This window comes from Methylocystis sp. (assembly GCF_051062815.1).
In the GTDB taxonomy this organism is placed as follows: domain Bacteria; phylum Pseudomonadota; class Alphaproteobacteria; order Rhizobiales; family Beijerinckiaceae; genus Methylocystis.
The window spans coordinates 1-18,611 of sequence record NZ_JBPFDU010000013.1; the positions used below are offsets into that span (position 1 = coordinate 1).

Consider the following 18,611-nt stretch of genomic DNA (forward strand, 5'->3'; position numbering starts at 1 on the left):
GCCGCCATAGACGCAAACTGTCTTGATATTGACAAATTCCTTGATGCCGTACGCCGAAAGCTCTCGACCGAAGCCGCTCTGCTTGACGCCACCGAACGGCAGACGCGGGTTCGAGCGCACAGGCTCGTTGACGAATACGCAACCGCTGTCGATCATCTCGGCCGCGATACGCTCACCTCGCGCAAGGTCGCGTGTGATGACGCAGCCGCCAAGCCCCAACTCCGAGTCGTTGGCGGCCAAGATCGCCTCCGCTTCGTTCTTTACTGGAATGATTGCGGCTACGGGACCAAAGGTCTCCTCGTCGAAGGCGGGCATCCCCTTGCGCACGTCAGTCAGGATGGTGGGCGGATAGTAAGCGCCGGGTCCGTCGGGGATTGAGCCACCCAGCAAGCGGCGCGCGCCCCTGGCGAGGCTAGTCTCGACTTGTCGGTGAAGGATGTCGCGCAAATCGTGGCGCGCCAGTGGTCCAAGCTCCGTATCTTCGCTGAGTGGATCGCCCATTTTCACCGCTTTCATGCGCTGCATGAAAAGACGCTCAAATTCATCGCGCACCTTGTCGGCGACGATGAAGCGCTTAGCGGCGACGCAGCTCTGGCCGGAATTCGTCAACCGTCCCTTGACGCTCACTTCGACTGCGAGTTCGATGTCCGCGTCTTCGAGCACGAGATAGGGATCGCTTCCTCCGAGTTCGAGGACAGATTTTTTCAGCATCGCGCCGGCCTTGCTCGCGACGGCTCGGCCCGCAGGGCCGCTGCCAGTAAGAGTCACTGCGCGAACCGCCGGGTTCTCGATCACGTCGCCGACTCGCACGCTTCCGATCATGAGCGTGCGGAACAAGTGCTCCGGAAAGCCAGCGCGGCGAAACACATCCTCGATAGCCAGAGCGCAAGCCGGAACATTGGACGCATGTTTCAGAACGGTCGCATTGCCAGCCATCAGGCAAGGCGCGGCGAAACGAAAGACCTGCCAGAAAGGAAAATTCCATGGCATAATCGCCAGCACGACGCCCAAAGGGTTGAAGGTGACGAAACTCTTGACGCCGTCCGCCACGATCTGCTCCTGCGCCAGAAAGCTTTCGGCGTTTTCCGCGTAAAAGTCGCAGTTGAGCGCGCATTTTTGGATTTCGGAGACGCCATCCTTTATGGGCTTGCCCATTTCCTGCGCCATCAATCGCGCATAGTCTGGCGCGCCGGCGCGAAGAACATCGGCGGCTCGGCGCATCCGAATCGCGCGCTCGGAGAAAGGGATCCGACGCCAGTTGAGGAACGTTTCGTGCGCTCTTGTGATGGCGTCCTCGACTGCAGCCGGCGTCATTTCCTCATAGGATTGCAACTCTTCGCCGGTAGCGGGATTGATGGATTGCATCGCCATTTGTTCGCCGTCCAGACTGCTTTCACAGGGCCCGCGCGATTTCTTTGAAATGACTCCACTCGGTCGCCGGCCAAATCTCGGTCTGGGCGTGGCCAAAGGTTCGAATCAACATCGAAACCTTGCTTGCCGTGTCGATGTCCTTCGCGCGGAAGACGTCCAGGTAATCATAAGGCCCAAGAATGGCGTAGTTGCCGACCCATTCGACATCGGGGCATTCTTTGCGCACGCGCTCCATCGCCTTACGCTCCAATTGCTCGAGCGCCTGTGGCGACCGCACCGCCTCGGGGCTAAGGCGCGTCAACATGACAAAAGTCGACATAGCGATATTCCCTCTTAAGTTGGCCCATTCAGTATCATCGGGATCGCTCTTCCCCGCCAATTTCGACGAGCGCCACCATGTTGACGCCGCTACAGGCCAGCGCCAGTCCGCCATCGGGCGTCGGTGTCATATTGCGGATGACGCCGCCGCCCGAAGGGACGGGCCACCTCTTGAACGTTTCGGTTTTCGGATCGAATCGCACCAGCATGTTCGGCGTAGCCGCCGACTCCGCGTACCAGATGATATCGTCGACCGCCGTAATCGCGTAAGGTCCGGATTCCCCGCCGCCAGGCGACGGCCATTCGGCAACCTTGCCGGTCGCGGGGTCCAATCTGCCGATATAGCCCCTAGGGTAATCCGAATACCAAATGAGATCGTCGCTGGTCACCGCGATCCGCCGAGGCCTCGCCTGCGAATTTGGCAAGACAAATTCCGTGATCCGCATCGTCTCGGGATCGACACGTCCGATCTTGTTCGAGCCGAATTCGGCGAAGAACGGCGCGCCCTTGGAATTCACCGCCAAGCCATAGGGAAGCGAATCTGCGGTCGGTGACGATACAAGCTTGATCTCGCCCGACACCGGAGCGAGACGCCCGATCATATTTCCGCCGATGACGGAGAACCACAACGTTCCCTTCTGATCGAAGACCGGCGTGTGCGGGGCGCGGGCCTTTGGATCGGGAAGCGGAAATTCTCGGATGTCGCCGGTTACGGGATCTAGCTTGCCGATGTAACCTTTGAAACTCGCCGTGAACCAAATATTGCCGCTCGGGTCGGAGACGAGCCCGTGCGGACCCGAGTTCGTGGTTTTCAGACGGAATTCGCGAAACTGCCCGGTCTTAGGATCAAGACGGCCGAGCAGGTTGGCCATCTGTCCGGTGTACCAGATCGCTCCATCGCTAGTTGCGAGAGGATCGTGGGGGTGCGAGCCGGGCGTCGGCACGCGCCATTCCTTGAAGGCTACATGGATGTCTCGAACAACGACGCCTGCGATCGAAGCGTCGCTTTGGAAGCTATTTCCAATCGGCGAAACAACGCTCATCGCGACCGCGAGGGTCAGCAAAACTCGCTCTTTGCGGAACATCAGCGTCTTCTTCTTCTCGAGGCCTGTCGAGAATTAGAGCCGAATGTTCCCCTTTCAATCTTGCGGGACTACGACAGCGCCTATGCTGAATTCGCTTCGACTTGCGATTTCGTCGTTCTTCGAGTCGGCTTTCCCCGCCACTTATTGGTGATGGTGATCTTGCTCATTCTCTGAGGATTTTCTGATCTCGCTCTCCATCGCCCGGAATTGCTCAGCGGACAGTCGAGGCAGGCGACGAACGAAGGCCACAATATTCCATATTTGCTCATCCTGATGCGTAGGCCCGAATGCGGGCATCGCGGTCATTTTGACGCCATTCTTGATGATCCAAAACAGTTCTGCGACTGCTCCATCGCTCTGAAGTTTCGGCGAGATTCGGAGGCTCCGGTCGCAGGCTTTTGCTAATGTAACTGCGCTCTTTCCCCGGCGCGCTGTGGCAAATGACGCACATGGCGTCATAGTCTTTAAATCCCCTTCTCGCCTGATCCTCGCTCCAGGTTTCCGGCGACTCGTTTCCCGCATGGACGCGCACAGAATTACGCATGGTCCAAGTTAAAATGGCGCGCCCCAATGGCGTGTGAGGCGCGGTTGCGGCGACGTTGTAAACGCCGCTGACAATGACGAGAAAAGCGCCGAGCGCGCTGACGATGAACGCTGTCACGAAACCCGCGAGAAACTTCATGGCGCGCCTCCCAGACCTCATTCTTGATAGGCATATCCACACAATCTAGTGCACTGACGCCGACATAGGATTCACAAGGACTGCGCCGCCTGCCAGTCTGGGTTCCTTAGCCCAGACCGTCAGTTCATGAGCGGAAAGTGGCCGTCTTGGAATGCCGTTGAAGCAGCGCAAATAGCGTTTCGCTGTTTCAGAAGTTTTCAATTCGATTGATGTATTACGCGCGAGGAACGTCTCGCTATAATAAAATCAGTACTCCGGCCCGCCACAGGTGCATTCGCCGACCCATTGGCGGCACCGCCGAGGTCAGAAGCGCATTGAAATTTTCTAAGGGCTTTCGACACATTCGTATACATCGGTGAGATCCGAGCCGCCTGCACGGGCGCACCCGTCGTTCGCAGCCTTGCCGCAAGCGGCGCAAATGCTGATGAGAAGGCGCGCCTTCTTCTTTGCTCGCCACATCTCAAGAAGGTTGCGCGCAACATCTGGCGTCGTATCAAGCGCCGTGGCAATTTCCGAAAACGGAAGCCCGACGACGATTCTCCATGAAGAGCTTTACTGAGGAGAGCGTAGCTATGACGCCGCCCCCTTTCAATTCTGAACGCCTGCGAGGCGTTGAGATGAGGCCTTTGTCGCGCGTATGGGCCACCGTGCGCCCCACGCGCCGCAACGCCGCCATGGCCACGAACACGATGAAGAGACTGACTCCGATCGATAGCGTCGCGGTCATCGGCGCGCGCTCGGCTGGCCGTGTGTCGGCGGAAAGGGACAGCGAGCCTTAGCACGCTAAGGAGCACGCTGGCGATAGCCATGGAAAGGAGCGCTCAGGACACAGCCACGGAAGCGAGCGCGAAGGTCAGAGCCATGGAAAACATTCCAGTCTTTAAGTCGCGGCATTCGACGCAGCCTCTTCCTTGAGGCTGAGTGACATCCCGGTCTGAAAGGTAGAGCGTCGCTGCATCCTGCTTTCGACAGCGGGGGCGCCGAATAAGAAGCCTATAGAGTCTCAGGTCCTGCGAGCTCGCCTATACGTTTTTGCGAATAGAGCTCTACGCCGAGCTGCTTGATCAGCTTGAGCTGTTGCTCAAGCAAGTCGACATGTTCCTCTTCCGTTTTTGCAGTCTCTTCGAACAGCATCATCGTGACGCGGTCATTGATCTGCAAGCAATAAGCGGCGGCCTCCAGATAGAGCGCACGAGCGCCTAACTCCGTCGCGAGACTGGCATCGATAATTTCTTCGACTGTTCGACCAACGCGCAAGGGGTCGAGGGTTTGCATGTCCGGAAAGCCGTCAAGGAACAGTATCCGAGCCGCAAAACGATCGACGTGCTCCATGATTTCCAAGGTTTCCGTCCGCCACTTTTTTGCGAGTTCCTTGAAACCCCAATTATCGAGAACTCTATAATGTAGCCAGTACTGATTCATCGCCGTTAGTTCGGCGCGCACCGCTCGATTTAGGTAATCGATGACTTTGGGGTCGCCGTGCATCGCTTTCTCCTTGCTGCGGCGGCTAGCTTAGACCGTATGGTGCATCGGTCAACGGCCTTCGCTCTGCCGCGAAGGAAACCTCTTGGGCAGAAGCCCCCGCTTCCACCATTCGTCGACGATGCGGCGCACTTCCTCACGGCCAGCTCTTCCAAACCCGCACGTTGGCGTGCAGTGAAATTCGGCGACTTCCTTTCAGAAGGTCGATTTAGCGTCTAACGTGGATAAGGCCCGTCATATTCGGATGCAAGCGGCGTCAGAGCGGCCGTGAGCATCTCTCGGCCGCTCCTTTGTTCAATCCGACATCGCTCACATCGCCTGAATGATGATACAGCGACAGCCTGTGCGGGTGTGATGCGTGGCGTGCAGGCTACCCTTGGGCGAAAAATAGAAGTCGCCTGGTCCCAGCTCGACATCGTCAAAGCAGAGATCGCCCGAGATCATGAAGATCTCCTCGTCTTGCGTATGTTCATGCGCTGGAAAGGCGGCGCCGGGCTCGGCGTCGACAAGGATCGTCCAGCGATTAAGCGCTACGTTGCGATGCAACTCTTTGAAGCGCACGCCGGGGCCTAGCGCGATCCACTCGCTTGAGAAGGAAACCATGTTCGCGTGACGCCCAAGCAAAAAAAAGGCATTTCAAATGAGACTCAGTCGAAAATAGTCTCACATGAGATGCAGCAAATCGGACCATTCATCCCGAGTCCCGGATTGAAGTGCCAATCGACAGCTCAAGTCGAGCAAATGTCCGCCGCAGGCGAGCAGGCGCATGAGAAGCTTAAATCGCTGCGATCACAACTCGCCTCCAAGACGACAGAGTTGGCCGCAGCGGAACGACGCGCGGACCACGCAGAGACCGCCATCGAGCGAATCGCTGATGTGATCCGCACGCAGCTTCCCGCTAAGTTGAGCATTCCGCCAGAGTAAGCCGCTGGCGCGCCGATCACGGCGCCGCAGCAACGAATCTGGCCGGATGCAACCCGGACGAACTGGCGCATTCCCGCCTATGTGATACATTTGCGCGCGCTTACGCGTTAGCTTTTGTGAATTGAAGTGCGTGCGATGACGTGTCTCGTCTTGATCGACAAACAAAACCGGGTTCGCGGCGATACAGCGGACCTTGCGTCCCACTCCTTTGCATGGGTTTACGCTTCAGCCTGGGGAAAGAACGCCGTTGAGGATTTGGCTACCGTGGCCGCCCGTTTGTTGGATGCGAAATTGGGCCAGACGGGAGGCGCCTATACCTTCTCCTCCTTCGCCTCGAAGGGCGATTCAGACGGCTATTTCATCTTTGATTGTGGTCGCGCAGCCGACTGGGCTCCGGCCCCCTTTTCGGACAACGCCGAGTCCGGGGCCACGGCCGCGGTTATGACCGCATGTTTCTACGTGGGCTACGTCCGCCGCGACCATTGACGCTTCGGCTCTGGGAGCCAAATGAGGCCTGTCCGAAACCGGGCGAGCGCATCAAAGCGCCTGGGATAGGCAAGGGCAACTCGCAGTAGATAGTGGAGGAGCGGGCCATGACCGACCAAAGGCCATCTGGCGAAAGGGAATGGGAAATCACGACCAACACCTATATCTTCGCCGGTGTTGGCGCGGTTATTTTGGGCGGTCTCGCCTATGCAAGCCTTGGCGGCGTTCCGAACACAATCGCTGCAGCTGTCGTGGGCGCATTGGCGGGCGGCGCCCTGGGTCTCTTTTTTTAATTAATGCTCAGCCGACGCGGGACCGATTTGGGCTCCGCCGGCGCGCGGGATCAACAGCGCGCAACAGGGCTGGCGCGCCTAGTCTCAGTCTAGGGCTTTTTCTTTTTTTTTGAAAAGCTCGTGGAGCTCGGCGGGCAATGGCTCGGCGGTGATCCTGGCCAGCTTAAATTGCAGCTGCTTGCCGATTTTTTCGAACCTGGCGGCGGACTGCTCTTGAAACTCGCGAGCAAACGCGGCCCGCCATTCGTCTGGTCTTGGTTCTTTCATGTCGCCCCGCCGTAGGCGCTAGCCTCTTCGCGGCGGGTTCATTCCAACTCTTTCTGAAAAATCGGTCTCACGCTCTACACCGTACGATGAGCGTCGGGGTTGGCGTCGGCTTGTAACCAAGATGCGTTGCGCCGTCCTTCATCCGGGCGATTCTCGCGTCCATGTCGGTCGAACTTCTCCAATCCTCGTTCGGTGCCTTCTTGTCTTTGCGCTTGCGGTCCAACCGCGCCAAATCCTCGGCGCTCGGCGTTGCGATCCCGCTCGCCTTCGCCAGAATAGGCGTTGCAAGCCCACTGCTGGCTGGACCCCGTGGATTTCCGCTAAATATATTGACTCGGCTTCCATTATTCTTCGGCGTTCGTATTGGCCGATGGAGGAATGCGTGAAAAGAGCGAGCGCGCCGAGCATCGGGATGACAACGCCGCGGTCCAGAGTTGCGGAGTTGGCGTCGAGCATCCAAATTCGAAACGGGCTGCTCGCAGCCGGCGCTGCGCTGGCGTATTTCGCGCTCGGACTCCCGCTGATCGCTTTGCCGCTCGGTCCGCACGCCGTTCATATGGCTTCGCACATTCTGCTGATGAACACCCTGGCGCCAGTCCTGGCTAGTACGATCATCGCCAGTTTCGGCGACCGCGCGCCAGGTTTCGCTTCGGCCAGGGTCTTAATCGCCGCCACTGTCCTGCAGCTTGCCCTTCTTTGGACATGGCACGCCCCCAATTTTTGGGGGCCAGTTTTGAGAGAGCCTCTTGTGCACGTGCTTATGCAGGCGTCCTTGCTGGCCGCGTCGTTGACGTTTTGGCTCGCCATACTGTCTGAGAAAGGCGTCGTTCGTTGGCGCGGCGTCGTCGCGCTATTGGCGACAGGCAAATTCTCCTGCCTGCTCGGCGTGCTGCTGCTGTTCGCGCCGCGCCTGCTATATGCGGACGCTCACGTCGGCCATGGCCAGGTGATGTCCGATGGCGATGAACTGCTTGCGGATCAGCGCCTCGCTGGCCTGTTGATGCTGATAGCCTGCCCGTTTTGCTACGTTCTAGCGGGGATCGCGATTGCAGCAAAATGGCTGCAAGAATTAGAAACGACCGCCAGAGGACGGAGCCTGGCGTGTTTGGATCATGCGCCGCCGACGCCGAGGTGACGTCGGATGACGCTTCCCGCCGCAAGATCGATTGCCATTTGCGTCAGTGCTGTCGTCGTGACGCTGGGCGTTGGAGCCACGTTGTTCGTTAGGTCGGGCGCCTACAATGTGGCGGCGAGCGAACAGCATTTTGCCGTCACGCATTGGCTGCTCGATTTCGTGAAGCGCCGATCGGTCGAGACGCAAAGTCTGCTGATCTCCGCGCCGCCGCTCGACGATCCCGATTTAGTGCGGCTCGGCGGGGCGCATTACTACGGCGGCTGCGCGCCGTGCCACGGCGGGCCCGGAGATCCAAGAAACCCTGTCGTCCAGCAAATGTACCCGGAACCCGCGGATTTGCCACTTGCGGCGCCCAGCTGGACTCCGGGGCAACTGTTCTGGATCGCCAAGAATGGACTCAAATTCACAGGCATGCCGGCCTGGGTCGCGCGGAATAGAGATGACGAGGTATGGGCGGTCGTCGCATTCCTGCGCGCCTTGCCAAAAATGAGCGACGCCGAATACCGCCGCCTCGCCATCGGCGAAGCAGAGGCGCCGCGGAGCGGGATGCTCGAATTGGCGGCGCTTGGAAGTCGGGCGGAAATTCTATCCAGATGCCACCGCTGTCACGAAACCGAATCGTCGCCGTCGGCAAATCGTCTCGTTCCGAAGCTCGTCGGCCAGTCGCAGGCCTATCTCGAAATGTCGCTTCGCAATTATGCAAATGGCTTGCGGTCGAGCGGAATCATGCAGCCGATCGCCGCCGAGCTCGATGAGGCGAACCTCGTCGAAGCTGCAAAGCATTACGCTCAGCACCGAAGCGTCGGCAAGATGGCTTCCGCCCCGCTGATGTCCGAAAAGATCGAACGAGGAAGGCGGATCGCGACGGCGGGGGTTCCCGAGAAAGGCATTCCGCCATGCTTGGCCTGCCACGCGGGCAAGAGCGCCGCGACCTTTCCGAAGCTCGAAGGTCAACACGCCCCTTACATTGTCGGTCAGCTGCGATTATGGCGGCGAGGATTGCGCGATCGCACGGTTCAGGGAGCGATCATGGCGGCCATCGCGCCGCGGCTGACCGACGAGCAAATCGAGGACCTTGCCGCCTATTTTGAAAGCGTCGCGACGATGCAAGTCCCAACCGAAGCGCCCCGGCCGCCACCCCCTGCGCCGTCCCGCGCGCCAGTCCGTCGAAGATAATCGGTCGGAGCGCCGCGATGACGAGACGAACCACTTGGGCGAATCGGATGGGGACGGTCGTAGCCGTTCTATTTTTGGAGGCGTGTCGAGGCGTCCAATCCACGCTTGCCCCGCAAGGCATAGAAGCCGAACGCGTCGCCGGGCTGTTCTGGGTCATGACGATTGGCGCGGCCCTCATTCTTATTCTTGTGATGTTCGTCACAGCCCTGGCGTTGTTTGGACCGGAGAGCTGGCGTCGATGGCTCAGTCGCGATGGAATCATAGTCGCCGGCGGAATTGTGTTTCCGGTCATAACGCTCACGGCGCTGCTCGGCTACGGCTTCGTTCTAACGAGCATCGGCGATTCCCGGCCCGGTGGCGAGCCTATCAAAATCGCCGTCGTGGGCGAGCGTTGGTGGTGGCGCGTCATCTACCGGGACAGCGCCGGGCGGCGAATTGAAAGCGCCAACGAGCTACGCATCCCAGTCGGTCAGCCGGTCGAAATCGAGCTGACGAGCGCCGACGTGATTCACAGCTTCTGGGCGCCGAAGCTTGCGGGTAAGCTCGACATGATTCCGGGCCGCAAAAACGTCCTGACGCTGATGGCCAAGGAAGCGAGCGTAAGCCGTGGACAATGCGCGGAATATTGCGGCGGCGCGCATGCGCTCATGGCGTTTTACGTCGTCGCCCTCCCGCAGCCGGAGTTCGAGCGATGGCTCGCCCACGAAGCCGAGCCAGCCAGCGCGCCCACCACCCCCCAAGCGCTAGCGGGAATGACCCTGTTCGCGGCGAGTGGCTGTGGCGCCTGCCACACGGTTCGAGGGACCCCGGCCGCCGGCGCGATTGGACCCGACCTTACCCATGTCGGGGGACGGCTTTCGCTCGCGGCCGCGACGCTGCCGAACGATGAAGCGGCCTTCGCGCGCTGGATCAAGGACAATCAGCATATAAAACCGGGTAATCTGATGCCGCCTTACGGCATTTTCAGCGACCGCGAGCTCGCCGCCTTGTCGAACTATCTCGCGAGCCTGCGATGATCGTCGTCTCGCCATATTCGATTCAAATTGCGCCATCGAGATCCTGTTCGCGCTACGCGCTGCGGCGGCATTGCCCATCGTTAACATTACAAGACGTGGCAAGCGCTCTATGTGGCGCGTACTGTGGATTGTGCGGCGGCGCTCGTCGCCAGCGCGGTTGGCCGGAGCGCTTCTCAGCCAAACGCAATGAGGCGCCATGATGGAAGCCGATCGCTCCCACGCGAAACTCCCCAGCGAGACGCCGCGGCCGGCGGGCGAACGCGAAGAATTACAGCGCATTTGGGCGAGGCCCAGCGGTTGGCGAATGTTTACCGCCGTCAACAACACCGATATCGGCCTCTTCTACATGGGGGCCGCTTTCCTTTTTTTCCTGCTTGCCGGCGTGCTGGCGCTGCTCATGCGAACGCAGCTCGCGAGAGGCGACAACAGCTTCATCGGCCAGGATCTCTATAATCAGATATTCACCGTCCACGGCACCACGATGATGTTTCTCTTCGCCGTGCCGGCGATCGAAGCCTTGGGCGTCATTCTGCTGCCGCAGATGCTGGCCGCGCGCGACTTGCCGTTTCCAAGGCTCAGCGCCTTCGCCATCTGGGCCTATGTGATCGGGGGGCTCGTCTTCTTCCTCACGATCTTCGTCGACCTTGCACCAAACGGCGGCTGGTTCATGTATCCGCCACTGACGCTGACCGAGTTTTCACCCGGCGACAACGCCGATTTTTGGCTGCTCGGAATCGGCTTCATCGAAATTTCCGCCATTGCCGGCGCGATCGAGATCGTCGTGGGAACATTGCGCACGCGCCCCCCCGGCATGTCGCTCGACAAAATGCCGCTCTTCGCATGGGCGATGCTGATCTTCGCCGCGATGATCGTCTTCGCGTTTCCGGCGGTGATTTTCGGCACCCTGCTGCTCGAAATCGAGCGCTCCTTCGGTTGGCCCTTCTTTACCGCAGCAAAGGGCGGAGACGCGCTGCTCTGGCAGCATCTGTTCTGGTTCTTCGGGCATCCGGAAGTTTACATCATCTTCCTGCCGGCAGCCGCCCTCGTCTCGATGATCGTGCCGACGATGGCGCGGACGCCCTTGGTCGGCTATCGTTTGAACGTCGTTGCTCTTATCGCGACCGGATTTTTCAGCTTCGGCCTCTGGGTCCATCACATGTTCAGCACGGGGATACCCGCGCTGAGCCTGGGCTTCTTTTCCGCCGTCAGCATGACGATTGCGATTCCTTCGGGCATCCAGGTCTTCTCCTGGATCGCGACCATCGCTGCGGGACGCAATCGTTTCAAAATTACAACCCCGTCGCTGTTCGTCTTCGGCTTTCTCTTCATTTTCGTCATCGGCGGGCTTACAGGCGTGATGGTGGCGGTGGCGCCTTTCGATTTTCAAGTCCACGACACCTACTTCGTCGTGGCGCATTTCCATTACGTGCTGGTCGGCGGAATGGTGTTCCCGCTGTTTGCGACCTACTACTATTGGGCGCCGATGGTCAGCCGCAACATGTTGTCGGAAAAGCTCGGACGATGGGTTTTCTGGCTCATGTTCATCGGCTTCAACGTCGCTTTTTTCCCCATGCATATCACCGGGCTCATGGGCATGCCGCGACGGGTTTGGACCTATCCGAGCGGGATGGGCTGGGACGCGCTCAACATGGTTTCCACGGTCGGAGCATTCATCCTCGCCGCTGGCGTAATTCTCTTCGTGTTCGATCTGTTTTTGCGTTTGAGGCCGGGCGAACAGGGTCCGGAAAACCCCTGGGGCGCGGGCACGCTGGAGTGGCTTCCGACCGACGTCTATTCGACCCGCAGCATCCCACATGTCGCCAGCCGCGAGCCGCTGTGGGATCAGCCGAATCTCGCGACCGACGTCGAAGCTGGCGCCTACTATTTGCCAAACGCCCCAACGGGCGGGCGCGAGACGATCGTAACCTCGCCGATTGAGGGCGAGCCGCAATATGTGATCCGCATGATCGGTCCAGGCTGGGCCCATTTTTTCGCAGCCGCGTTCACGGCGGCTTTTTTTCTGCTGCTCACGATCAAGCTTGTAACCCCGGCGCTTATCTGCGGCGCCGTCGCGATCCTGTCGTGCTTTGTCTGGGTTTGGGAGTTGGATCGCGGCCCGGAGAAGGGCCCCGTCGACATCGGCGGCGGCTTCAAGCTGCGAACCTATGTCACCGGGCCAACATCGCACGCCTGGTGGGCCATGGTCGTCCTGATGCTGGTCGCCGGCTCGCTCTATATCACCTATGTCTTCTCCTATCTTTATCTCTGGACCGTGAATCCGCAGGTCTGGCCTCCGACGGGTTCCCCGCCGCCGCCGTCAGGAGAATGGGCGGCGTTTTCGGCCGCGTTGCTGATCGCAAGCGTCGGCGCATTCGTCGCGGCCGACCGATTGCTGCCGGCGCCGCAATCGATGAATCCCTGGGCGCCCGCGCTCATGCTGATTGGCGCCGCGTGCCTCATCGGCGGCGTGGTCGTCGAGATTGACGCCCACTGGCGAACCGGGTTGCGTGCGACGGAGTCTTCGTATGCCGCCATGGTCTATATGGAGAGCGTGCTGACTGGAGAGCTGGCCTTCACCGTCGCCATCATGACGGTGTATGGACTGGCGCGGTATTTCACCGGCAAGATGGACTGCGTGCGTCGTGTGACCTTCGAAAGCATCGCCCTGTTGACCTATTACACGGCCGCTCAAGGCCTTTTTGGCCTGCTTCTAGTCAATGGCTTTCCGCGGATCATCGGGTGAAGCGATGGGCGGCGGCGACCATAAGAATGGAACGCATGAGCCGCTGGCGGGCGCACTCTTTTACATTCTGTTAGGCCCAATCGTATGGGCGATCCACCTCACCCTCGTCTACCTTGGACACACGTTGCTTTGCGCCTTGGCCGGCGCGCTCGCCCCCGGCGTTGTTTCGTTTAGCGTCATCATCGTCACGGCCGCCGCGCTGATCGTGCTGACCGTCGCCGTGGTCGCGGCGAATTTCAGAGGGCGCGCGTTCGACGATCGTGGGGCGGGCGCGGTATTCTTTCGGGACAGGATCATGATGGCGTTGGCTCTGTTGTCGGGCTTTGGCGTCGCGTGGGAGGGCGCAAGCGCGCTGATCATCGAGCCCTGCCTGATGCTGCGTTGACGCGACGTTGCTAAAAGATCGACTCGGCGCACCTGCTTTGGCCGATCATTTAAGCCCGCTCCCTGTAGAAAACAGCTACATAAATGAAGCAGCATCTTCACTATTACTCCAGCCACCTCGATCACGACATTCCGGCGGGTGTCGTGGTCTTTCTGGTGGCGCTTCCACTTTGCCTCGGCATCGCGACTGTTTCCGGAGCGTCGCCACTCTCGGGCGTTATCGTCGGGGTCATCGGCGGCTTGGTGGTCTCTATCGCCAGCTGCTCGCAGCCTAGCATTTTAGGGCCCGCTGCGGGCCTCACAGTAATCCTCGCCACCACGACGATCGAGAAGCTCGGATTCGAAGGTCTATTACTCGCCGTGGCGCTTTCCAGACTGCTACAGCTCGCCATAGGCTTCTGGCGGCACGCCTGACCGTCGCGCCGCGCGAACGGCGTATCCTTTCAATGGCCGTGCAGGTAGATCACATAGGAGGCGAGGAAGTAAACAATCGACAGCGACAGGCTAGTCCAGCCGACGACGCCGAAGAAGCGCGTCGAGGGCCGATAGAGCAGCGCGACGATCACGATCCCAGACATGACCACAGCCGCGAAGGCTGTCACCGCGTGCGTCGGCGATGCCGCTGCAAACAACGATCCGGGCTGATAGGCGATGTCGTCGATTGCGAGCACGAGCATGTTGAAAAGATTGCTGCCCAGCAGGTTTGCGATCCCCATGTCGAGGGTGCCGAGGCGCACGGTGGCAATAGTGACGATCATCTCAGGCGCCGAGGTCGCGGCGGCGACAAACAAGGTGCCAACGAAGGTCGCTCGCCAACCCATGGTCGCGGCGATGTCCAGCCCGACGAAGGGAAGCCAGACGGCTGCTCCAGCCACGACCACCGCCGCGCCGAGGTATCCGGCGATCGCCTACCAAGTCCGATCTCGGGCTTCGGGCCGGACACCGCGCCCGCGACGGCAAGGCGGGCCTCGTAATCGAATGCGGCTCGCATGGCGACGAGATACAAAATGATGAGGATTGGCGTGAAGACGCCGATGTGAATGAACTTTGGGGCGAATTCACTGGCGCCGAGCAACAAAGACGCGCCCGCGAAGCCGACGAGGATGACCCCAAAGCCGGCCGTCAGAATATGGTACCTGGCCCATGCGGGTGACCACCGACCCGTCCCGGTTCAAGGCGTCGAGCACGACCAGGATCGCCAGATTGAAAATGCAACTGCCCAAGGCGTCACCCACCGCGATGTTCGGTGCGTCGGCGGCGGTGACGGCGCTGACGCCGGTAAAGAGTTCGGGCAGCGATGTCGCCGTAGCGAGCAGTAGCAGACCGATCCAGCTGCGTGATAACCCCGTCCGCTGCGCGATAATGTCACCATAGCGCGCCAGCGCTGGCCCCGCGACCGCGATCAAAGCGACGCAGATCGCGGATTTCCCCCAAGCCTCGGCCATCGCTGTCATCGGGATTCCTTTGTTGTCTCGACGCTGAATTGTCTCACGTCGCAACGCCGGGGCGAACGCTTTCCGTCGGTCCACGCTCACATATTGTTAGAGGAATCCCAGCCCGGCGCAGCAGCAACGGTGTGGTCAGCCCCTGCATGACGATCGAAAAGCCGACAACGGCGAAGGTCACAATCACGATCTCGTCGCGCAAGGGAAGCGTCGATGGGAGCGAGAGCGCCAGAGCGAGACCAAGCGCGCCGCGCACGCCAACTTCGCAGGCGCTGCAGTCAAAAATCAGGTAGCCCTCTGCGGTTTGGGCTGTCCGGTTCGCTTCCGTCTCACCGCGGGCCAGGCGGGCGACGCGCCGCAAGCCGCGCCGCTCATGGATGGGCTCCCCGCAAAGGTCATCTGGCCGACGCGGCTTAATGGCACATAATGCCTGAAGGCGTTCAGAGCCCTGATTCCTGGCGGCGTGTCCCTTCGCTGCTGCGGCCGTACGATGAAATTATCGGTAACGTGGATTCCCGAGAGTGGCCCAGCAGTTAGGCCGCCCGAAGCGGCCACATGCGTGAAGGGGCTCCAGCCATAGAAATGTTCTCGGGGCATTTGAAACAGCCGGTGCGAAGATTGAAATGATCAAGCGGAGCGCGGGGATTCTGTTGTTTCGCCGTAATGATGGATCGGTGCAGGTTCTCCTGATCCATCCCGGCGGCCCTTACTGGCGGCGTAAGGACGAAGGCGCCTGGTCAATTCCGAAAGGACTGTTTGGCGAGGTTGAGGAGCCGCTGTCAGCCGCCAAGCGCGAATTTCTGGAGGAAACGGGCATGACGCCGCAAGGCGTCTTCATCGAACTCGGCGAGTTTCGCCAGCCGAGCGGCAAGCATCTGACCGTATGGGCGCTCGAAGGAGATTTCGATCTGGCCTCCTTTAGAAGCAATACATTCCGAATGGAGTGGCCGCCGAAGTCTGATCGTTTCGAAGATTTCCCAGAGGCGGACCGCGCGGAATGGTTCGATGTCGGAAACGCTACGCGCAAAATCACGGAGGCTCAGCGACCGATCCTCGACGCCCTGTTACGGCTTCTCAGTTCAATGCCATGCTCGCCGACGTAGCAGGGTAGCTGCAGCGGTTGGCGCGCGTGTTCCATAGATCTTCAGCTAGGCCGAGCGCCTCTCAGACGCCTCGTGCATATGGCCAAGGAGGCGTCGATGCGCAATCACGCCGCCATCGATAATGACAGCGATTTCCTCAGGCGTCAGGTGATGGACCGTTTCGACATCTCCGTTGCCGCTCGTGTAGACTATGGCCTCCCCGTTCGCGAGCTTGCTGCGCAAGTTCTCGCAGTTCAACTTATCGCCGATTTGCAGGCGGTCATAAGCGTCATTGTGTGCGAAGAGCAGCGGCAGGATGCCGTAATTGATGAGATTTTGGCGGTGAATGCGCGCGAGGCGGCTCAATCAGCGACAGTTCGGACCTTGGCGCGGGCTCAACCATTTCCGGATAAGGAATGCCGATCTTGCGCGGATCAGCGATGCAGCCTGCAAGGGCCGAAGCGGTCGTGGTTTCTGGCGAGCAGAGAAAGACCGAATCTTCCTTCGTGCCGGACCGTCCGGGGAAATTGCGCGGCGTCGTGCGCAAGGAATTGCGGCCGATCGCTGGCGCTTGGCCCATGCCGATGCAGCCATTGCATCCCGTTTGGTGAATGCGCGCGCCGGCGCCAAGGAGCGCCGTAAGGCGACCATCGTCAAGCAGCATCTGCAGCACTTCTCGCGACGTTGGATTTACGTCGAAGGAAACCGTTGGCGGAATCGTCCTGCCTCGAACCATTTCGGCGCAAACGCGTCGGCATGGCGCTGTGGGAGGTGAATCGGCGGTGGATCGATCATAACGAGGTCAACGCAAAGGCGATCAAGAAGAGCTGACGGGCGACAAGAGAGAGCAAAAATCTTGCACGGCCCAGGGACTACCGTTCCCTCCCCAAATTCCTTCCCCTCGCGTCCATTCGCTGGTGATGTCCATTCAAGCGCCGTCACGAAATTCAACGATGGTCGACACTGCAAGAGAAGAGTCGGCATCCCGAGGTGCTATCAACCACCGATATTGAAATCGCGCTGGGATTGGTTGTTCAAGTCGACGCGCCACTCCTCAGAGCAGCGTAGCGCACAAGTCAATTTAACGGCGCCGAAATGAATGAATCGGGATTCATGTAATGAACTGCAGTGTGACAATGCCGAAACAGCCCTCTGAGAAGCACTCATGCGCGACTGAACCTCATCCCTTGATCCGCGCCCTCCCCATGCGAGGAAACCATTTGCTTCGCCACTTTGTTGGAGTTCCCGTCGCGAACCATTCGCCGGTTCGCGACAGGAAAGGCGTTAGAGCGCGCGGAGGAATTGCACCAGGTCTTGTTTTTCCGTCGCCGTCAGTTTGGTTCCGATGACTACGTTGAAGAACTCGACGGTATCCTCAAGGGTCAAAAGCCGCCCGTCGTGGAAATAGGGTGGCGAGTCCTTTATGCCGCGCAACGGAAATGTCTTGATCGGTCCGTCGGCGGTGGCCAGCATGCCGTTGATCATCTCGGGCTTGTAAAAGCGCTCCACCTGCAGATTGTGCATGGTGTTATCGGTATAGAATGGCGGCGCATGGCAGGCCGAGCACTGCCCTTTGCCGAAGAAGATTTCCTGCCCGCGCATTTCGGCCGGCGTCGCTTTCGCTGGATCGAGCTTCCCGAGAACGTCCAGCTTAGGCGCCGGCGGGAAATCGAACAACTCCTGCATTTCCGCCATGAAATGGATCTGACTACCCCGCTCCAGGATGTTGACGCCTTTCTTCGTAGCGATAACTGGATCGCCATCGAAATAAGCGCCGCGCTGCTCGAACTCGGTGAAGTCCTCGACCGATTTCATGACGCGTTGCGAGCCGAAGAGCCGCTGGATGTTCACGCCTCGAAGCGTAGGCGTATCGATCCGATGGCGATTGGCCTGCGGCCGGACATCGCCCGCGAGATGCGTCCCGCCATTGGTGTGGCCGTTCGCGTGGCAATCGAGGCAGGCGACGCCACGACTCGGCTTCTCCGAACGACGGTCTTCCGTCTGATTGAATTGCTGCTGCGCGAACGGCGTCAGCAAGAGGCGTAGGCCTTCGATCTGTTTGGGATTGAGGATGCCATTAAAGAGCTCGTAAAAATTGTCGATGGTGACCAGCTTGCCCTGCGAAACGTCGCCAAGGTCGGGCCGAGTCGTCAGAAAGATCGGCGGCGGAAATTCCGCCAGAAAGTGATCGGGGATGTCGAAATCCAGATCGAAGCGGGTGAGGTCTCTCCCCTCCTGCTTTATCAGCTCGTTGATTTCGAACTTTGGAAAGAGCATTCCGCCTTCAGGATGGTTCGGATGCGGCAGTGGCATGAATCCCTTGGGGAATACTTTCTTGTCGCGAATTTCCGCTGGACTCATCGACGCCAGCTGGTCCCAAGTCACGCCGGAGGGCAGCTTGATGCGAATGCCCTCCTGCAGGGGTTTGCTGCGCGACATCGTCGCGTCTTTGGCGGGCCGATTGCCGAGATCGTAGCGCGCATTGAGAAGATCGGCGTGCTTCTTTATGATGTCAGGTTTCGCCGCTTTCATTCGCGCCATGATCGATGCAAAGGATTCTTTGATGTCCACCGGCAAATAGCTGGTCGCTCCGCGCGGATCCTGTTGGGCGTACGCCAGGCTTAGGCCACCGACGATGCTGGCCATCGCCAGCAATGGCCAAATCGTTTTACTCCGCTGCATGGCAAGCTCCTTTTGCTCGAACCCGACTGTCTGTTACGAA

Annotated in this window: 22 protein-coding genes and 1 pseudogene; 11 read left to right on the plus strand and 12 right to left on the minus strand. The window is 59.7% G+C overall.

Going from position 1 to position 18,611, the window contains the following annotated elements; genetic code table 11:
* The 6 genes from ACR65W_RS01285 to ACR65W_RS01310 all read right to left on the minus strand — a co-directional run.
* Positions 1–1,371, minus strand: a 1,371-nt coding sequence (locus ACR65W_RS01285; protein WP_434502210.1) for an NAD-dependent succinate-semialdehyde dehydrogenase, incomplete at its 3' end; no start/stop codon positions are given.
* A 22-nt stretch (positions 1,372–1,393) separates the two neighbouring features.
* Positions 1,394–1,750, minus strand: coding sequence for a GYD domain-containing protein (locus ACR65W_RS01290; protein ID WP_434502212.1), 357 nt, complete (start codon positions 1,748–1,750; stop codon positions 1,394–1,396).
* The gene (locus ACR65W_RS01295) at positions 1,725–2,774 is read right to left on the minus strand and encodes a Vgb family protein (RefSeq protein WP_434502214.1); all 1,050 of its coding nucleotides are present in this window, start codon (positions 2,772–2,774) and stop codon (positions 1,725–1,727) included. The genes ACR65W_RS01290 and ACR65W_RS01295 overlap by 26 nt, the downstream gene beginning before the upstream one ends.
* 141 nt (positions 2,775–2,915) lie before the next feature.
* Positions 2,916–3,296: a c-type cytochrome gene (locus ACR65W_RS01300; RefSeq protein ID WP_434502216.1), complete on the minus strand. Its 381-nt coding sequence runs from the start codon at positions 3,294–3,296 to the stop codon at positions 2,916–2,918.
* A gap of 1,153 nt (positions 3,297–4,449) precedes the next feature.
* Positions 4,450–4,941 carry a bacterioferritin gene (gene bfr / locus ACR65W_RS01305; RefSeq protein WP_434499313.1) on the minus strand — a complete coding sequence of 164 codons (492 nt, stop codon included), beginning with the start codon at positions 4,939–4,941 and terminating at the stop codon, positions 4,450–4,452.
* Between the two features lie 306 nt (positions 4,942–5,247).
* Positions 5,248–5,541 (minus strand): cupin domain-containing protein, encoded by a 294-nt coding sequence (locus ACR65W_RS01310; RefSeq protein ID WP_434499315.1) that lies wholly within the window; start codon positions 5,539–5,541, stop codon positions 5,248–5,250.
* 471 nt (positions 5,542–6,012) lie between these two features.
* On the opposite strand from ACR65W_RS01310, the gene ACR65W_RS01315 reads away from it, so the two are divergent.
* Both ACR65W_RS01315 and ACR65W_RS01320 read left to right on the plus strand, forming a co-directional pair.
* The gene (locus tag ACR65W_RS01315) at positions 6,013–6,348 is read left to right on the plus strand and encodes a hypothetical protein (protein ID WP_434499317.1); all 336 of its coding nucleotides are present in this window, start codon (positions 6,013–6,015) and stop codon (positions 6,346–6,348) included.
* Positions 6,349–6,455: 107 nt separating this feature from the next.
* Positions 6,456–6,641, plus strand: a complete 186-nt coding sequence (locus ACR65W_RS01320; RefSeq protein ID WP_434499319.1) for a hypothetical protein — start codon at positions 6,456–6,458, stop codon at positions 6,639–6,641.
* Between the two features lie 84 nt (positions 6,642–6,725).
* Here ACR65W_RS01320 and ACR65W_RS01325 read toward each other — a convergent pair whose 3' ends face one another.
* Positions 6,726–6,908 carry a hypothetical protein gene (locus ACR65W_RS01325; RefSeq protein ID WP_434499320.1) on the minus strand — a complete coding sequence of 61 codons (183 nt, stop codon included), beginning with the start codon at positions 6,906–6,908 and terminating at the stop codon, positions 6,726–6,728.
* Positions 6,909–7,290: 382 nt separating this feature from the next.
* Here ACR65W_RS01325 and ACR65W_RS01330 point away from each other — a divergent pair, with 382 nt between their 5' ends.
* The 6 genes from ACR65W_RS01330 (at position 7,291) to ACR65W_RS01355 (ending at position 13,776) form a co-directional block, all read left to right on the plus strand.
* Positions 7,291–8,043 (plus strand): cytochrome c oxidase assembly protein, encoded by a 753-nt coding sequence (locus ACR65W_RS01330; protein WP_434499321.1) that lies wholly within the window; start codon positions 7,291–7,293, stop codon positions 8,041–8,043.
* Between the two features lie 81 nt (positions 8,044–8,124).
* The gene (locus tag ACR65W_RS01335; RefSeq protein ID WP_434499322.1) at positions 8,125–9,219 is read left to right on the plus strand and encodes a c-type cytochrome; all 1,095 of its coding nucleotides are present in this window, start codon (positions 8,125–8,127) and stop codon (positions 9,217–9,219) included.
* 47 nt (positions 9,220–9,266) lie between these two features.
* Positions 9,267–10,235, plus strand: a complete 969-nt coding sequence (locus ACR65W_RS01340; protein WP_434499323.1) for a cytochrome c oxidase subunit II — start codon at positions 9,267–9,269, stop codon at positions 10,233–10,235.
* A 196-nt stretch (positions 10,236–10,431) separates the two neighbouring features.
* Positions 10,432–12,978 (plus strand): cytochrome c oxidase subunit I, encoded by a 2,547-nt coding sequence (gene ctaD / locus ACR65W_RS01345; RefSeq protein WP_434499324.1) that lies wholly within the window; start codon positions 10,432–10,434, stop codon positions 12,976–12,978.
* The gene (locus ACR65W_RS01350; protein ID WP_434499326.1) at positions 12,953–13,363 is read left to right on the plus strand and encodes a hypothetical protein; all 411 of its coding nucleotides are present in this window, start codon (positions 12,953–12,955) and stop codon (positions 13,361–13,363) included. The genes ctaD and ACR65W_RS01350 overlap by 26 nt, the downstream gene beginning before the upstream one ends.
* A gap of 83 nt (positions 13,364–13,446) precedes the next feature.
* Complete coding sequence (locus ACR65W_RS01355; RefSeq protein ID WP_434499328.1) at positions 13,447–13,776, plus strand: SulP family inorganic anion transporter; 330 nt, start codon at positions 13,447–13,449, stop codon at positions 13,774–13,776.
* 29 nt (positions 13,777–13,805) lie between these two features.
* Here ACR65W_RS01355 and ACR65W_RS01360 read toward each other — a convergent pair whose 3' ends face one another.
* Positions 13,806–14,267, minus strand: a complete 462-nt coding sequence (locus ACR65W_RS01360; RefSeq protein ID WP_434499338.1) for a hypothetical protein — start codon at positions 14,265–14,267, stop codon at positions 13,806–13,808.
* A 153-nt stretch (positions 14,268–14,420) separates the two neighbouring features.
* Positions 14,421–14,816, minus strand: coding sequence for a hypothetical protein (locus ACR65W_RS01365; RefSeq protein WP_434499329.1), 396 nt, complete (start codon positions 14,814–14,816; stop codon positions 14,421–14,423).
* Between the two features lie 283 nt (positions 14,817–15,099).
* On the opposite strand from ACR65W_RS01365, the pseudogene ACR65W_RS01370 reads away from it, so the two are divergent.
* Positions 15,100–15,207 (plus strand): annotated as a pseudogene (locus ACR65W_RS01370) (IS5/IS1182 family transposase); the annotation flags it as partial.
* Positions 15,208–15,430: 223 nt separating this feature from the next.
* Positions 15,431–15,910 (plus strand): NUDIX domain-containing protein, encoded by a 480-nt coding sequence (locus ACR65W_RS01375; RefSeq protein ID WP_434499330.1) that lies wholly within the window; start codon positions 15,431–15,433, stop codon positions 15,908–15,910.
* A 45-nt stretch (positions 15,911–15,955) separates the two neighbouring features.
* On the opposite strand, the gene ACR65W_RS01380 is transcribed toward ACR65W_RS01375, so the two are convergent.
* Positions 15,956–16,255 carry a hypothetical protein gene (locus ACR65W_RS01380; RefSeq protein WP_434499341.1) on the minus strand — a complete coding sequence of 100 codons (300 nt, stop codon included), beginning with the start codon at positions 16,253–16,255 and terminating at the stop codon, positions 15,956–15,958.
* The gene (locus ACR65W_RS01385; RefSeq protein ID WP_434499331.1) at positions 16,179–16,625 is read right to left on the minus strand and encodes an aconitase family protein; all 447 of its coding nucleotides are present in this window, start codon (positions 16,623–16,625) and stop codon (positions 16,179–16,181) included. Before ACR65W_RS01385 ends, ACR65W_RS01380 begins: the two co-directional genes overlap by 77 nt.
* On the opposite strand from ACR65W_RS01385, the gene ACR65W_RS01390 reads away from it, so the two are divergent.
* On the plus strand, positions 16,598–16,720 hold the full coding sequence (locus tag ACR65W_RS01390; protein ID WP_434499343.1) for a hypothetical protein: 123 nt from the start codon (positions 16,598–16,600) through the stop codon (positions 16,718–16,720). The genes ACR65W_RS01385 and ACR65W_RS01390 overlap by 28 nt on opposite strands.
* A 453-nt stretch (positions 16,721–17,173) precedes the next feature.
* On the opposite strand, the gene ACR65W_RS01395 is transcribed toward ACR65W_RS01390, so the two are convergent.
* The gene (locus ACR65W_RS01395; protein WP_434499332.1) at positions 17,174–18,571 is read right to left on the minus strand and encodes a cytochrome B6; all 1,398 of its coding nucleotides are present in this window, start codon (positions 18,569–18,571) and stop codon (positions 17,174–17,176) included.
* Between the last annotated feature and the right edge of the window lie 40 nt (positions 18,572–18,611).

Coding starts and splice junctions, on each gene's coding strand:
- ACR65W_RS01295 (WP_434502214.1), bottom strand. CDS start 2,774: ATGTTCCGCAAAGAGCGAGTTTTGCTGACCCTCGCGGTCGCGATGAGC.
- ACR65W_RS01300 (WP_434502216.1), bottom strand. CDS start 3,296: ATGCGGGAAACGAGTCGCCGGAAACCTGGAGCGAGGATCAGGCGAGAA.
- bfr (WP_434499313.1), bottom strand. CDS start 4,941: ATGCACGGCGACCCCAAAGTCATCGATTACCTAAATCGAGCGGTGCGC.
- ACR65W_RS01310 (WP_434499315.1), bottom strand. CDS start 5,541: ATGGTTTCCTTCTCAAGCGAGTGGATCGCGCTAGGCCCCGGCGTGCGC.
- ACR65W_RS01320 (WP_434499319.1), top strand. CDS start 6,456: ATGACCGACCAAAGGCCATCTGGCGAAAGGGAATGGGAAATCACGACC.
- ACR65W_RS01325 (WP_434499320.1), bottom strand. CDS start 6,908: ATGAAAGAACCAAGACCAGACGAATGGCGGGCCGCGTTTGCTCGCGAG.
- ACR65W_RS01340 (WP_434499323.1), top strand. CDS start 9,267: ATGGGGACGGTCGTAGCCGTTCTATTTTTGGAGGCGTGTCGAGGCGTC.
- ctaD (WP_434499324.1), top strand. CDS start 10,432: ATGATGGAAGCCGATCGCTCCCACGCGAAACTCCCCAGCGAGACGCCG.
- ACR65W_RS01350 (WP_434499326.1), top strand. CDS start 12,953: ATGGCTTTCCGCGGATCATCGGGTGAAGCGATGGGCGGCGGCGACCAT.
- ACR65W_RS01355 (WP_434499328.1), top strand. CDS start 13,447: ATGAAGCAGCATCTTCACTATTACTCCAGCCACCTCGATCACGACATT.
- ACR65W_RS01365 (WP_434499329.1), bottom strand. CDS start 14,816: ATGACAGCGATGGCCGAGGCTTGGGGGAAATCCGCGATCTGCGTCGCT.
- ACR65W_RS01375 (WP_434499330.1), top strand. CDS start 15,431: ATGATCAAGCGGAGCGCGGGGATTCTGTTGTTTCGCCGTAATGATGGA.
- ACR65W_RS01385 (WP_434499331.1), bottom strand. CDS start 16,625: ATGGTTCGAGGCAGGACGATTCCGCCAACGGTTTCCTTCGACGTAAAT.
- ACR65W_RS01395 (WP_434499332.1), bottom strand. CDS start 18,571: ATGCAGCGGAGTAAAACGATTTGGCCATTGCTGGCGATGGCCAGCATC.